The sequence below is a fragment of the Hymenobacter pini genome (genome assembly GCF_020421205.1).
GTDB classification, from domain to species: domain Bacteria; phylum Bacteroidota; class Bacteroidia; order Cytophagales; family Hymenobacteraceae; genus Hymenobacter; species Hymenobacter pini.
This window is the reverse complement of the sequence record NZ_JAIZZH010000001.1, coordinates 1333027-1347617: the sequence shown is the minus strand read 5'-3', so window position 1 is coordinate 1347617 and position 14591 is coordinate 1333027. Positions and strand designations below refer to the sequence as shown.

General features: G+C 57.5%; 15 protein-coding genes. 7 read left to right on the top strand and 8 right to left on the bottom strand.

What is annotated here, in order from left to right; genetic code table 11:
• Nucleotides 1-31: 31 nt before the first annotated feature.
• The 4 genes from LF252_RS05670 (at nucleotide 32) to LF252_RS05655 (ending at nucleotide 4889) form a co-directional block, all read left to right on the top strand.
• The gene (locus tag LF252_RS05670; RefSeq protein ID WP_226268580.1) at nucleotides 32-1045 is read left to right on the top strand and encodes a 3-oxoacyl-ACP synthase III family protein; all 1014 of its coding nucleotides are present in this window, start codon (nucleotides 32-34) and stop codon (nucleotides 1043-1045) included.
• 118 nt (nucleotides 1046-1163) lie between these two features.
• The gene (locus LF252_RS05665) at nucleotides 1164-1823 is read left to right on the top strand and encodes a metal-dependent transcriptional regulator (RefSeq protein ID WP_226268579.1); all 660 of its coding nucleotides are present in this window, start codon (nucleotides 1164-1166) and stop codon (nucleotides 1821-1823) included.
• Nucleotides 1824-1975: 152 nt separating this feature from the next.
• On the top strand, nucleotides 1976-3367 hold the full coding sequence (gene mnmE, locus LF252_RS05660) for a tRNA uridine-5-carboxymethylaminomethyl(34) synthesis GTPase MnmE (protein WP_226268578.1): 1392 nt from the start codon (nucleotides 1976-1978) through the stop codon (nucleotides 3365-3367).
• Nucleotides 3368-3596: 229 nt separating this feature from the next.
• Nucleotides 3597-4889 (top strand): citrate synthase, encoded by a 1293-nt coding sequence (locus LF252_RS05655; RefSeq protein WP_226268577.1) that lies wholly within the window; start codon nucleotides 3597-3599, stop codon nucleotides 4887-4889.
• A gap of 96 nt (nucleotides 4890-4985) precedes the next feature.
• Here the strand turns inward: LF252_RS05655 and LF252_RS05650 are convergent, their stop codons facing one another.
• The 8 genes from LF252_RS05650 to lepA form a co-directional block, all read right to left on the bottom strand.
• The gene (locus tag LF252_RS05650; protein ID WP_226268576.1) at nucleotides 4986-5351 is read right to left on the bottom strand and encodes a hypothetical protein; all 366 of its coding nucleotides are present in this window, start codon (nucleotides 5349-5351) and stop codon (nucleotides 4986-4988) included.
• Between the two features lie 140 nt (nucleotides 5352-5491).
• A complete protein-coding gene (locus LF252_RS05645; protein WP_226268575.1) occupies nucleotides 5492-5860 on the bottom strand; it encodes a hypothetical protein in 369 nt (122 codons plus the stop codon).
• A 38-nt stretch (nucleotides 5861-5898) separates the two neighbouring features.
• On the bottom strand, nucleotides 5899-6258 hold the full coding sequence (locus LF252_RS05640) for a hypothetical protein (RefSeq protein WP_226268574.1): 360 nt from the start codon (nucleotides 6256-6258) through the stop codon (nucleotides 5899-5901).
• A 303-nt stretch (nucleotides 6259-6561) separates the two neighbouring features.
• Nucleotides 6562-8511, bottom strand: a complete 1950-nt coding sequence (locus LF252_RS05635) for an OmpA family protein (protein WP_226268573.1) — start codon at nucleotides 8509-8511, stop codon at nucleotides 6562-6564.
• Between the two features lie 19 nt (nucleotides 8512-8530).
• Nucleotides 8531-9112 (bottom strand): 7-carboxy-7-deazaguanine synthase QueE, encoded by a 582-nt coding sequence (locus LF252_RS05630; protein WP_226268717.1) that lies wholly within the window; start codon nucleotides 9110-9112, stop codon nucleotides 8531-8533.
• Nucleotides 9113-9400: 288 nt separating this feature from the next.
• The gene (locus tag LF252_RS05625) at nucleotides 9401-10312 is read right to left on the bottom strand and encodes a bifunctional 5,10-methylenetetrahydrofolate dehydrogenase/5,10-methenyltetrahydrofolate cyclohydrolase (protein WP_226268572.1); all 912 of its coding nucleotides are present in this window, start codon (nucleotides 10310-10312) and stop codon (nucleotides 9401-9403) included.
• Nucleotides 10313-10324: 12 nt separating this feature from the next.
• Nucleotides 10325-10504, bottom strand: a complete 180-nt coding sequence (locus LF252_RS05620) for a hypothetical protein (RefSeq protein WP_226268571.1) — start codon at nucleotides 10502-10504, stop codon at nucleotides 10325-10327.
• A 118-nt stretch (nucleotides 10505-10622) separates the two neighbouring features.
• A complete protein-coding gene (gene lepA, locus LF252_RS05615; protein WP_226268570.1) occupies nucleotides 10623-12410 on the bottom strand; it encodes a translation elongation factor 4 in 1788 nt (595 codons plus the stop codon).
• Between the two features lie 174 nt (nucleotides 12411-12584).
• On the opposite strand from lepA, the gene LF252_RS05610 reads away from it, so the two are divergent.
• From LF252_RS05610 to LF252_RS05600, 3 genes are all read left to right on the top strand, one after another.
• Nucleotides 12585-12938: a hypothetical protein gene (locus tag LF252_RS05610; protein ID WP_226268569.1), complete on the top strand. Its 354-nt coding sequence runs from the start codon at nucleotides 12585-12587 to the stop codon at nucleotides 12936-12938.
• A gap of 64 nt (nucleotides 12939-13002) precedes the next feature.
• Nucleotides 13003-13872: a carboxypeptidase-like regulatory domain-containing protein gene (locus tag LF252_RS05605; RefSeq protein WP_226268568.1), complete on the top strand. Its 870-nt coding sequence runs from the start codon at nucleotides 13003-13005 to the stop codon at nucleotides 13870-13872.
• 41 nt (nucleotides 13873-13913) lie between these two features.
• Entirely contained in the window at nucleotides 13914-14516 is a 603-nt protein-coding gene (locus LF252_RS05600; RefSeq protein WP_226268567.1) for a Uma2 family endonuclease, read from the top strand.
• Nucleotides 14517-14591: the final 75 nt, after the last annotated feature.

Sequence of the window (14591 nt, the reverse complement as noted above, 5' to 3'; positions counted from 1 at the left end):
TCTCTGCCCTGCTCCGCAAATTCCCCTACTGATGAACAACACCCTCCGACACTCTGAAATTGCCGGCGTTGGCCACTACGTGCCTGAGCGCGTAGTCACGAATGCTGACCTGACCACCCTGATGGACACCACCGACGAGTGGATCCAGGAACGCACCGGCATCCGGGAGCGGCGCTGGTTTGAGGAAGGCAAAGACACCACCGCCAATATGGGGGCCAACGCAGCCCGCAAAGCGCTGGAAATGGCCGGTCTTTCGCCCAACGATGTGCAAATGATTGTATTTGCTACTCTATCGCCCGACTATTTCTTCCCGGGCTCGGGGGTATTGCTGCAGCGTGAGTTGGGTATTGAGGCTCCCATTCCGGCCTTCGATGTGCGCAACCAGTGCTCGGGCTTCGTGTACGCCCTCAGCATGGCCGACCAGTTCATCAAAACCGGCATGTATGATACCGTGCTGGTGGTGGGCTCCGAGATTCACTCCTCGGGCTTGGATATCAGCACCCGCGGCCGGGCCGTTTCGGTGATTTTCGGTGATGGCGCCGGGGCCGTGGTGCTGCGCCCCAGCACCCAGGAAGGTCACGGTATCCTGAGCACGCACCTGCACGCCCAGGGCGAGCACGCCGAGGAGCTGATTGTAAAGGAGCCCGGCTCCAACCGCAACAACCGGGTAGAGTATGTGATGGCCAATGAGCTGGACATGTACCCCTACATGAACGGGCAGAACGTGTTCAAGCATGCCGTGGTGCGGTTCCCGCAGGTAATCAAGGAAGCTCTCGACCAGAACGGCTACCAGTCCCAGGACATCGACATGCTGATTCCGCACCAGGCTAACCTGCGCATCACCCAGTACGTGCAGCAGAAAATGGGCTTGCCAGACAGCAAAATCTACAGCAACATCCAGCGCTACGGCAATACCACGGCGGCCTCCGTGCCTATTGCCCTGAGCGAAGCCGTGCAGGAAGGCCGCATCAAGCGCGGCGACCTGGTGTGCCTGGCCGCTTTCGGCTCCGGCTTCACCTGGGCCTCTGCCCTGATTAAGTGGTAATTTCTGCTTAGCCCAAAATCAAAAAGTCAAAAGTCGAGGCGGCCCCCGGTTCTGAGTTCGGAACCCAAGGCAGCACCAGACTTTTGACTTTTTGATTTTTCCGTTTTATTTCCGCCCTATGCCCAGCTACACCGAGGAAAATTACCTGAAGGCCATCTACAAGCTCAGCGAAGCCCAGCCGGGCATGGAAGTCAGCACTAACAGTGTGGCCGACGAGTTGCAGACCCGGCCCGCTTCGGTGACGGATATGCTACGCCGGCTCGGTGAGAAAGGTCTGCTGCACTATACCCGCTACCGGGGCGTCACGCTCACGCAGGAAGGCCGGCGGCTGGCCCTGCTCACCATCCGCAAGCACCGCCTCTGGGAAGTGTTTCTGGTGCAGCATATGGGCTTCAATTGGGATGAGGTGCACGACGTGGCCGAACAGATGGAGCACATCGATTCTGACCTGCTGGTGCACCGCCTCGATGAGTTCCTGGGATTTCCCCAGCTCGACCCCCACGGCGACCCAATCCCGACGGCCGAGGGTGTACTACACCGCCCGCAGCACCGGTTACTTTCCGATTTGCGCCCCGGCGAACAGGGCCGGGTTATTGCCGTCAAGAACACCTCCGCTCCTTTCCTGCAGTACCTCGATAAAGTAGGCATCAACCTGGGCACTTCTATTGAAGTAATTGATAAAGTCATATTTGACAACTCGCTAGAAATCAATATTAATAAACAGAACAAATATTTGATTTCTGCGGAAGTTAGCCGCAACCTGTTCGTCACGGATTAAGCTGCTTGCTGCCCCTGCTTTCTGAAGCTGAGCGTTGGCTTGCGCCAGTTCGCCTTGCGTCTTTCAGGCTTGCTGTGAAAACCAGTGCAACTGCTCCCACGCTTACCGCCCGCATAGCTGTACCTTTGCCACCCGAACCATTCCAGCGCGCTGTGGCCCCCGTACTTCCCGTTTCTCTCACCGATACCATTGTTGCCCTCTCAACCCCGCCCGGAGCCGGTGCCATTGCCCTGGTTCGCCTTTCCGGCCCCGATGCTATTCGGCTAACCGACGAGGTGTTCAATGGCAAGCGCCTGCGCGACCAGCCGGGCCACACCCTGCACTACGGCACCCTCCGCGACGGTGAGCGTATTCTGGACGAAGTGGTGGTTTCTTTGTTCCGAGGCCCGCACTCCTACACCCGCGAAGACGTGGTGGAAATCAGCACCCACGGCTCTGACTACATTGTGCAGGAGGTGCTGGCGCTGCTGGTGCGGCGCGGAGCCCGCCTGGCCGAAGCCGGTGAGTTTACGAAACGAGCCTTTTTGCACGGTGCCTTCGACCTGGCCCAGGCCGAAGCCGTAGCCGACCTGATTGCCGCCGATTCGGCCCTTTCGCACCAAGTAGCCCTGCGCCAGATGCGGGGCGGTTTCTCCCAGGAGCTGAAAGATCTGCGGGGCCGATTGGTGCAGTTTGCGGCGTTGCTGGAGCTGGAGCTGGACTTCGGCGAGGAAGATGTAGAATTTGCCGACCGCACCGGGCTGGTGCAGCTACTGCAGGAGGTACAACAACTGGTGCGCCGCCTGCTCCGCTCGTTTGAGCTGGGCAACGTCATCAAAAATGGCGTAACTACCGTTATTGCCGGGCGGCCTAACGCTGGCAAAAGCACCCTACTCAACGCCCTACTCAACGAGGAGCGCGCCATCGTGTCGGACATTGCCGGTACCACCCGCGACCTGATTGAGGATGAGGTGAGCATTGACGGCATTCGGTTCCGCTTTGTAGATACAGCCGGCCTGCGCGACACTACCGACGTAGTGGAATCCATCGGCGTGGAACGTACTCTCAAACGGGTACAACAGGCAGCCTTGGTTGTATATCTATTTGATATAACCACTACTACCCCATCTGAACTTAAAGCAGAAATTGAAGCCCTGAACCTACCCCTGGAAGTACCTGTGGTGGCCGTGGGCAACAAGCTCGATGTAGCATCCGATCCTGAACTCACCAGCTTTCAGTCCCTTTCCGATACCATCCTGATTGCCGCTTCCCGCGGCGACGGCCTCGACGACCTGCGGGAGACCTTACTGGCCAAGGTACGCGGTGAGGGCCTTGACCGCACCGGCAGCAGCACCATTGTTACCAACCTGCGCCACGCCCAAAGCCTAGAACAAGCCACCCGCCACCTCGATGCTGTGCTGGTGGGCCTGAGCACTGGTGCAGGCACTGAGCTGCTGGCCGCCGATTTGCGCCATGCCCTGGCCGCCTTGGGCCAGATTACGGGCGAAATCAGCAACGACGACCTGCTTACCAGCATCTTCACGCAGTTCTGCATCGGCAAGTAGGCAGCGGACGGCTTCCGGTATCGTTACCGGCGAAAAAATGCTGGTGTACAGGTAAAAACCTTGCGCTGCATGCCGCATTTTTAACGAGGGGGCCGTTTCTTTGCGCTTTCCCTATCTCAAACAACAACCTAGGCTTGGTTGTAGTATAGGCATCAAACTCTCACTGGGTTTCCGGCTAAACCGGTAATTCTTTAGTTTCGCCCTGCAACCCACCCTTCAACCCACTTTTATGGCAGAATCTGCTGAACTGATCCTCGACGGGAAATCCTTCTCTCTCCCCGTTATTGAAGGTACCGAGCACGAAAAAGCCTTTGACATTGGCAAGCTGCGCGACCAGTCTGGTTACGTAACCCTCGACTCGGGCTACAAAAACACCGGCGCCACCAAAAGCGCCATTACGTTCCTGGACGGCGAGGAAGGCATTCTGCGCTACCGCGGCTACCCGATTGAGCAGTTGGCTGAAAAGTCGAGCTTCCTGGAAGTAGCCTATCTGCTGATTTATGGTAAGTTGCCCACCGAGGCGGAGCTGAAGGACTTCTCGGGCCAGATTACCAAGCACACCTTGGTGCACGAGGATATGCGGAAGATTTTCGACGGTTTCCCGTCGGCTACGCACCCCATGGCCATCCTTTCTTCGCTGATTTGCGCCCTTACTGGCTTCTACCCCCAGAGCGTATCGCCGGACCTGAGCCCCGAGGAAATGGAGCTGAACATCATTCGTCTGCTGGCGAAGATGCCCACCATTGCGGCCTGGACCTACAAGAACAACATGGGGCACCCGCTGAACTATCCGCGCAATGACCTCGACTATTGCGCCAATTTCCTGTACATGATGTTCAGCTTCCCCACGGAGAAGTATGAAATCGATCCGGTAGTTGTCAGCGCCCTCAACAAGCTGCTCATTCTGCACGCCGACCATGAGCAGAACTGCTCTACCTCCACGGTGCGTCTGGTAGGCTCGGCCAATGCCTCGCTCTACGGCTCGGTTTCGGCCGGTATCAACGCGCTGTGGGGCCCGCTACACGGTGGTGCCAACCAGGAGGTAATTGAGATGCTGGAGGCCATTGAGCGTGACGGTGGCGACACCAGCAAGTTCATTGCCAAGGCCAAGGATAAGAACGATTCGTTCCGTCTGATGGGCTTCGGTCACCGTGTGTACAAGAACTTCGACCCCCGTGCCAAAATCATCAAGAAGGCTGCCGACGAGGTACTGACCGCCCTGGGCCTCGAGGATAGCCCCCTGCTGAAAATTGCGCAGGAGTTGGAACAAGCTGCCCTCACCGACCCGTACTTCATTGAGCGCAAGCTGTACCCGAACGTGGACTTCTACTCGGGCATTATCTACAAAGCGTTGGGCATCCCCACGGAGATGTTCACGGTGATGTTCGCTCTAGGCCGTCTGCCCGGCTGGATTGCCCAATGGAAAGAGATGCGCGAAAACAAAGAGCCCATCGGCCGTCCGCGTCAGATCTATACCGGCGAAACCGAGCGTGACTACATAAGCATCGAAGCCCGCTCGTAGTCAGCACCCTTCCATATTTCAACGAAAAAGCCCGCAAATGCGGGCTTTTTTTATTTCACTTTACACTGCAAATGACGTTGCATAACACGTTAAAAATCAGCGCAAATTTACGGCCGTGAAATTGGATTTCATTTCATCATAAGCCAGCATTTGCTTAGGCCGCAGGATATTGGCAAGGTCCCACTCATAACGAGCTTGAACCTCCACCATGGCCTCGTCCATCCGCGCTGCGTCGGCGGCGAACTGCCGACGCAACTCAGCCATTTCGGTGAGCAGCCGCAGATTCAGGGCGCGTACTTTTACGTACTGGCCTTCGGTGAGTCTGGTGCGCTCGGCCATCCGTCGGGTCATTTCAGAAGCCCGAACGGCCGTTTTACCACTACCATCGCCTGCCGTAGCAAAAGAGGTGAAAGAGAGGCTTACTAGAGTAGCAAATAAAAGTGAAGCGAAGACGTTTTTCATAACGGTGGTTGGGCTGGAGGAAAAGTGAAGAGTGGTCAACTAATAATTCTATTTAAAAATACACATTATTATAAACTTTACAATAATAATTTGAAATAAAATAAAACCCTGACTCCTATTCAGAGTCAGGGCTCTCAATATTAGTTGCCGGTATTAAGCGCTGTGCGACTGGCGCGATTTTGCTGATAAAGTGCTAGCTGAGCTGGCTGCAGTAGCGTGGCTAGTTCATGCTCATACTGCTGCTGGGCATCAGCAATAGCCCGATTTTGCAGCTCGGCATCGTGCACGAATACCGCCTTGGCCGACAGCATTTCCTGGAGCAGACGCAGGTTCAGGGCCTTTACCTGCACATACTGGCCTTCATTCAGGTGCACTTGCTCGGCCAAGGAGCGCGTCATAGAGGAGGCCCGCGTTTGCAGGTCCCGGTTACCATTGCCCGGAGCGGCCAGCATTCGATGCGAGGCCAACGTCAGAACTGCCAGCATTACGGGAATCGTTAGCTTTTTCATGGGTTTGGGAGTAGAGTGAGTGGAAGTGTTCAAGGGTGCTAGTGCTGTCCTAGCGCCGTCATGTTGGCCCGGTTCTGTTGAAACAGGGCCAGTTGGGCGGGGCGCAGCAAAGCCGTTAATGTGTTTTCGTAGCGGAGCTGGGCTTCAGCCAGCTTCTGGTCTAGCATGGCCGGGTCGGCTGCAAACCGAGACTGGATATCCTCCATTTCCGTCAGCATCTGGATGTTGAGTTGTTTCACGCGGACAATCTGGCCTTCATCCAGACGGGCCTTCTCAGCAATGGAGCGGGTAAGCGCCGTAGCCCGAGCCTGCAGGCCGGTGCCTTCACCACGGGTGTTGGCCAAGCTTACACCCTGCAGACCGAGCAACAAGGCAATAAAGAGAGTAATTTTTTTCACGGTGGTAAGTGGTTTAAGTGTTCTGTTGAAGTTGAAATGACGAGTTGATTCCTGGTACCCCAAGGTTCCGATCGGACGTGTTGCGCTAAACGCTTGCACCCGATAGGGGAGGTAGAGGATAGCCAAACATAAAAGCATTTATTTAATAATACAAAGATTTATTATAAATTTTTTGATTTTATTTTCAAAGCTTTGATTTGCATATAACTGACACATAATTACTTATGTGATACCCGACAGTTTAAAACACAAAAAGCCCTGCTCGAGAAGTACGAGCAGGGCTTCGGGGGAGGGGCTGACGGGCTACAGTATCCGGAGTTCTATCCGTCGGTTTTGCTGCCGGTGTTCGTCGGTATCGTTCGGGTTGAGGGGCTTGGTTTCCCCGTACCCTTTGAAGCGCAGGCGCTGGGCCTTTACGCCCTGACTGATGAGGTAGCTGTACACTGATTTAGCGCGGTTCTGCGAAAGAACCAAGTTGTCGTCGTCCGACCCTACGTCATCGGTATGGCCGGATATTTCTACCAGTATATCCGGATACTGCTTCATAAAGCCCACCAAGCGGTTCAATTCGGTACGGGATTTGGGCTTCAACTCATACTCCTTAGTATCGAAGAACAGGTTGTTGAGTACGATACTACGGCCGGAGCGCACCGGCTCCAGGTAGATATCTAGGGTGAGCGGGTCGAAGCTGCGCTTGTCACTGTAGTCGAAGCTGAGGCTGCGCATCAGGTACTTATCGGCGGAGGCGTACATGGCGTACTGCCGGCCTTCGTTGAGCACCACGGTGTACTCGCCGTTCTCGGCATCGGAGCCCACGTACTGCACCAACTCATCGGTATTGAGGTCGTAGAGCTGCACGTCGGCCTTGATGGGCTTCTTGGTGAAGGCATCGAATACCCGGCCCTGTGTATAGGTACTGGTTTCCCGGGCGCGCACCTCTTTGGGTACTTCAAACCCAAATAGCTCCACCGGCCGGTCCCGCTCCTGCTTCACCCCCGATACCGTGGCCTTAGAGCGGGAGCAGAAGCCCCGGCGGTTGTCGGAGGTGATATATAGTGAAGCCTCGTTCTCGTAGGTATTCAGCGGGTAGCCCAGGTTCTGGGGGATACTCCATTTGTCGGCGGCCAACTGCTCACAGCGGTACACATCCAGCCCCCCCATGCCCACGAGCCCATCTGTTACGTAATAAAGCGTAGTGCCACTGGCGTGAATGAAGGGAGCCATGTCCTTGCCGGCGGTGTTAACCGGTGCGCCCAGGTTACGGGCGGGCGTCCAGTTGCCCTGGGCATCCTGGGTGGTCATATAGATATCCTCCTGCCCTTTGCCACCCCGGCGGGTACTGGTGAAATACAACGTGCGCCCATCGGCCGATAGTGAGGGCTGAGAGTCCCATTCCGGCGAGTTTACGTTACGGCCCAGGTTCTGGGGTTTGCTCCAAGTGTTGCCGGTGCGGCGCGAGATGTACAGGTCACAATTGCCCACAGAGCTGGGCCGGTCGCAGGAGGCGAATACCAGCGTCTTACCGTCGCCGGATATAGCACCAGCACCCTCATTGTAGGAGGTGTTAATGGCCGGAGAAATAGATACTGGCTCCCCCATCGTGCCATCCTTATTCTGGCGACTCACGAACAGGTCTTCTCCGCTTTCGGCCGTAGGGCGGCCCGTAAACAGCAGGAAGCGGCTGTCGGCAGTGAGCACCGGAAAATACTGAAACCGGAAGGTGTTGAGCGGTTGCGGCAGTGGTTCGGGCTGGATGCCAGTAGGCGCGGCCATAGCCTTCTGCGCAAACTCGCAGTTGAGCAGCTGGCGCTGCGCCCGGGGCGCGTTCCGCTGGTTCTTGGCAGCCGTTTTCAGGTACTTTTTGTAGCTGTCGGCGGCCGTCTGGTACTCCCCGAACGTCATGGCCAACTCGCCCAGCGTGAAATAGTCGTTGGCGCGGCTGCCATCAACGGGCAATTTGGCCAGCCCGTCCCGATACGAGTCGAAAGCCAGCTGATTCTCGCCCATGGCTTTGAGCAAAGAGCCTTTCAGCACGTACGGCTCCCCCAGCGACGGAAATTTCTGATTGAGCTGGGTGAGCGTTTCCAGGGCCTTGTTAAAGTCCCGGTCTTTGGCCTGCTGCTGGGCCTTCTCCCACAGGTTGCGGGCTTTCGTGTTGGTGGTACCAAGCTGGGCCTGGGCCGCCGCAGAAAGCGGCAGTAGCCCACCCATTGTAAAGAGCAAAACTACCGGAACAACAATCGAACGGCGCATAGGTGGGAGAAGTAGGGCGCTACGGGATATCGAGGAATTTATGCGTCTGCAACGAAACCTGCCACTGGGGGTTGCTTTTTACATACTCCACAATCAGCGGCATCATGTCGGCAGACTTGCTCCACTCGGGCTGCAAATACAGGCGGCAAGTTGGTCCAACCAACGCGGCGTGCTGCTCAGCCCAGGCGAAGTCGCTCTTATTGAACACGATGATTTTGAGCTCGTGGGCGGCGGCCAGCACCTCCGGCAACGGAGCCTTGAACTTCTTGGGTGACACGCAAATCCAGTCCCACTCCCCACTGAGCGGATAGGCCCCGCTGGTTTCAATCCAGTTCTGGCAGCCGGCTGCGTGCAGGGCAGCCGTGAGGGGGACAAGGTTGTGCATTAGCGGCTCGCCGCCGGTAATTACTACGTTGCGGCCGGGGTATTCCGTAACGGCCGCAACCAACTGGGAAATGGCCTGACGCGGGTGCGCATCAAGGGGCCACGATTCTTTCACGTCGCACCACACGCAGCCCACGTCGCAGCCGCCTAGGCGGATAAAGTAAGCCGCCCGGCCGGTGTTGTATCCTTCGCCCTGGATGGTGTAAAACTGCTCCATTACGGGCAGTTCGGGTGCCGCCGTCCCCTGGGCCGGGGCCGCCGACGTAACAGGTAGTTCGTGCAGCAAAACAGTAATTCTCTAAAACAACAAGCCGGGCCGCCGGAAGGGTGCCGCCCGCAGTTGCGCGCGGCCCCTTCCCTAACGGCCCGACTTTAAAAGTAGTACACAGCCCCGAAAACTAAAAGCCTGAGGCGGTTTTAGTTGGATTTATCGAGGCTGAGCACCGGTTGAGACGGGTTAGCCCCACTCCTGCCAGCTAGTCCCGTAACGGCGCTACGGTTGAGTTTACTTTGGGTACACTTCCCCTTTGGCGGCGCGTAAGGTATTGAGTAGCAGCATGGCAATGGTCATGGGCCCGACCCCGCCCGGCACCGGCGTGATATAGGAAGCCAGCGGAGCTACTTCACCAAAGTTCACGTCGCCCTTCAAAGCCCAACCCGACTTTTTCGCAGCGTCCTCCACGCGGGTGGTGCCCACGTCAATAACCACGGCTCCGGGTTTCACCATGTCGGCCGTTACGAACTCGGGGCGGCCCAGAGCAGCTACCAGAATATCGGCAGTACGGGTAATATCGGCGAGGTTCTGGGTGCGGGAGTGGCATAAAGTAACCGTGCAGTTACCCGGCTCTAAGTTCTTAGCTAGCAGTATACTAACAGGCGTACCCACAATGTTACTTCGACCTATTACTACGCAGTGTTTGCCATCAGTCGGCAGCTCGTAGCGGCGTAGCAGCTCCACGATGCCGGAGGGTGTGGCGGGTAGTAAGGCGGGCAAGCCGGCCACCATCCGGCCAATGTTCATGGGATGGAAACCGTCCACGTCCTTCTCGGGTCGCACAGCCTCAATCACCTTGTTGGTATCGATGTGGCGGGGCAAGGGCAGCTGCACAATGAAGCCGTCGATTTCCGGGTCGTTGTTCAGCCGGTCCACCTGGGCCAGCAGCTCGGCCTCAGTAATGTCGTCCTCGAAGCGTAGCAGCGTGGAGCCGAACCCTACCCGCTCGCAGGCCAGCACCTTGTTGCGCACGTAGGTTTCGGAGCCGCCGTCGTGGCCCACCAGGATGGCGGCCAGGTGCGGCACCTTCTGGCCGGCGGCTTTGCGTTGGGCTACCTCGGCGGCAATTTCCTCTTTGATGTTCTCGGCAGTCTGTTTGCCGTCGATGAGTTGGTAGGTGGTCGCTTCGGGGTTGTTTGTCATGCTGGGTTGCGGTTATTGCTGATCGGGGATTTGGCTGTTGGCGTGGGCGGCAATGGCGGCGGTTCCGGCAGCCTGCAGAGCGGCTTCCATAGCGGGCCAGTCGTCGCGCCACCGGAACTTGCGCTCCTGGCCTTTGATGATTTTTTCCAGTTGCTCCGGGCTCGTGCAGTTCTTGAGAAGGGTGTCGGACATGTTCTTGAAGTGATTAATCAATACACGCCGTGTCAAGAAGTGTATGAGGTGAGAAAATGAGGTAAAGAGTATAGGGAAACAAAAAACGCGGCCCGTTTCCGGAGCCGCGTTTTCGCTACTAGTCGATTTTAAGAACGGCCAGAAAGGCCTCTTGCGGAATTTCCACGGAGCCCACCTGGCGCATCCGCTTCTTGCCTTCTTTCTGCTTTTCCAGCAGCTTGCGTTTCCGCGAGATGTCGCCGCCGTAGCACTTGGCAATTACGTTTTTGCGCAGGGCCTTCACCGTTTCACGGGCAATGATTTTCTGCCCGATGGAGGCTTGGATGGCAATTTCGAACTGCTGGCGCGGGAGCAGCTCCCGGAGCTTTTCGCAGAGGCGGCGGCCCCACTCGTAGCTCTTGCTGCGGTGCACAATGGCCGACAGGGCATCGACCTTCTCCCCGTTCAGCATCACGTCCAGCTTCACCATGTCCGACTCACGGAAGCCAATCAGCTCGTAGTCCAGCGAGGCGTAGCCGCGCGAAATGGTTTTGAGCTTATCGAAGAAGTCGAACACGATTTCTGACAACGGCAGCTCAAACGTCAGCTCCACCCGCTCACTGGTCAGATAGCTCTGGCCTTTGATGATGCCGCGCTTCTCCATGCACAGGGTGATGATGGGTCCCACATAGTCGGCCGCCGTGATAATCTGGGCTTTGATGTAGGGCTCCTCGATGTGCTTGATCATGTTCGGCTCGGGCATTTCGCTCGGGGCGTTGATGGTCAGCAGCTGATCTTTGGTACCGGTAGCGTGGAACTGCACCGAGGGCACGGTGGTAATTACCGTCATGTTGAACTCCCGCTCCAGGCGCTCCTGCACAATTTCCATGTGCAGCATGCCCAGGAAGCCGCAGCGGAAACCGAATCCCAGGGCCACCGAAGTTTCCGGCTCCCACACCAGTGAGGCGTCGTTCAACTGCAGCTTCTCCATACACGAGCGAAGCTCCTCATACTCAGTGGTATCTACCGGATAAATACCGGCGAATACCATGGGCTTCACGTCTTCGAAACCAACAATGGCTTCGGCCGTGGGGCGGGCTACGTGCGTGATGGTGTCACCTACTTTTACCTCCCGAGCCTCCTTGATACCCGAAATCAGGTAGCCTACGTTGCCGGCGCCAATTTCAAGGCGGGGCTCCTGGTTGAGGCCGAGAATACCGATTTCGTCCGCACCGTACTCTTTACCGGTCGCCATGAAGCGGAGCTTGTCGCCCTTGCGCATGGTGCCGTTCTTGATGCGGAACAGTACTTCAATGCCCCGATAGGAGTTGAATACGGAGTCGAAGATAAGCGCCTGCAGCGGGGCTTCCGGGTCGCCTTGGGGGGCAGGAATCCGCTCACAGATGGCATTCAGAATAGCTTCGATGCCGATACCCGATTTGCCCGAGGCCGGGATAATTTCGTCCCGGTCACAGCCGATCAGGTCCACAATTTCGTCCGATACTTCCTCCGGCATGGAGTGCGGCAGGTCGATTTTGTTGAGTACCGGAATAATGGTCAGGTCGGAGCCAATGGCCAGGTAGAGGTTGGAAATCGTCTGGGCTTCGATGCCTTGCGAGGAGTCCACAATCAGCAGTGCGCCTTCGCAGGCGGCAATGGAGCGGGATACTTCGTAGCTGAAATCGACGTGGCCGGGCGTATCAATCAGGTTGAGCGTGTATTGCTCACCCTTGTACTGATACTGCATCTGGATGGCGTGGCTCTTAATAGTAATGCCCCGCTCCCGCTCCAGGTCCATATTGTCGAGCAGCTGGGCTTGCATGTCGCGCTTAGCCACAGTGCTGGTGAATTCCAACAGGCGGTCGGCCAGGGTACTTTTGCCGTGGTCGATGTGGGCGATGATGCAGAAATTGCGAATGTTCTTCACTAGAGGCGGTTTTTTCCGAGGGCGAAGGTACGCAAAAGGCCCCAAAAACGCTAGCAGCCCGCTTGATCGACCTCTTAGCATGCAAGCTCGACTACAACAGGGTTGCACCTGTTCCGTACAAACGGCACCGGGCCGCCACCCCGTTCCGTTCTACCCAACTTCCCTCTCTTTCCTATGAGCATTCACCTAAACTCCAAAGCGGTTGCCTACGCCAAACAGCTAATCCAAGCAGGTAAAATCAAGAACGACTCCGGCCACTGGCACGAGCACAACCCCGGCACCGACGAGGAAAACCACTTTTTACAGAAGCATGAAATAGAGGAGTACGCCAAGTGGCACTTGGGCGAGGATACCAGCAAGGGCGAAGACACGAAGGGCCGGTACAAATTCCCGTTCGGCGACTTCCAGCTAGTGCACCGGGACGGGCTGTTGGCCGCCAAAGAGCGGGCCGCCCAGCAAGGCTACGCCGACATTGAAAAAGCGGCCGATGAATTGGAGCAAGCCTTGGAAAAGAAAGCCGCCCACTAAGGCAACTCCCGGCGAAAAACCGTGTTAATTCGCGGCCCCATCCCTCCTTTCCGTAGTTCTGCCCGTGTTACTTCGTCGGCTATTGTTGAGCTGGCTGCTCTGCCTATCATCGTATTCATTATTCGCTCAGGCGTTTACCCTGGAAGGCCAGGTGCGGAACGCCCGCACCAACCAACCGATACCCTTTGCTACCCTCGGCATCATTGGCCGCAACATTGGTACGGTGGCTGATGAGCAGGGCCGCTATATTCTGCGGTTTCCGGCCGCCCCTACCGATTCACTGATTATCACCAGCGTGGGCTTTTTTCGGGCGGCTGTGTCGCCGCAGGCTCTCCTAAACGGACAGCGGGAGTTTACCCTGGTGCCGCTGGAGCAAGCCCTGCCCGACGTGGTGGTGCAGCGCCGTCGGGTAAAAACCGGCCTACTGGGCCGCACCCAACCCACCGGCGACGTGCTCTGGACGGCCGGCTCCTCGGGCAAGGAAACCGTGGACGATGAGTGGGGCTGGGAACTGGGTACGGTGCTCACACCTAAGCGCCCCGCCTACCTCGATGCCCTGCACGTGTACCTAGCCACGAATACCTACGAGCACCTGCGCTTCCGCCTGAACCTGTACGCGCTGGAAAACGGCCGCCCCGGCCGGGCCCTGCTGGCCCAGGACATTCAGCTGACAACCACCGACAAGCAGCGGGGCTGGGTTACGCTGGACGTGAGCAACTATGATATCCGGCTGGAAGCCCAGCCCGTGGTAGCTACTATTCAGTGGCTGCAAAGCGAGCGGACGGAGCCTTGGGACAAGTACTTCTCCATTCCGGTGCGCCGCGACAAAAAGCAGGTCATGGTGGAGCGGGAGAACAGCCAGGCCATCTGGACGGTGAATGCCCTGCAGCCCAGCCTGTACTTCACAGTGCTGGAGGAAGTGGACAAGCGGTAGCCGTTTTGCGTATCTTCCCGGAAGACAACCCGCTTAGCCGTATGCGCCCCACCATCACCGAAGACGTCATCACGCTCCGCAGCCCGGTGCTGGCCAATATGTCGGACGACGAGTTCTTCGACTTCTGCCAGCTGAACGCCGACCTGCGCATCGAGCGGACGGCCCAACACGAGATTTTGATTATGTCACCCACCGGCAGCCGCTCCGGCAAACGCAACGCCCGCCTGACCGGGCAACTATACAGCTGGTTTGCTCAGCATGAGCACTTGGGAGAAGTATTCGACTCCAATACCGGCTTCACCCTCCCCGATGGCTCCGTATTGTCGCCGGATGCGTCCTGGGTTTCGGCCGCCAAGTGGAACGCCCTCACGCCCGCCCAGCAGGACAAGTTTGCGCCCGTGTGCCCGGAATTCGTGGTGGAGTTGAAATCGGCCACCGACTCATTAAGGACCCTGCAAGCCAAAATGCTGGACTACCTCCGCAACGGCGTGCAGCTAGCTTGGCTGCTCAACCCCGAAACCGAAACGGCCTACCTCTACCGCCCTACCCACTCCGAACCCGAAATCGTGCAGGGCTTCGATAACGAGCTGGCCGGCGAGCCAGTGCTGCCCGGCTTCCGGCTGCGCCTCTCGGAGTTGCGGTAGATGACGCCGGCACGGCCCCGGTCCGGCGGGCGGAGCCCGTCGGGCCGGTTGAAGATAGCTGACACCCGCCCGACA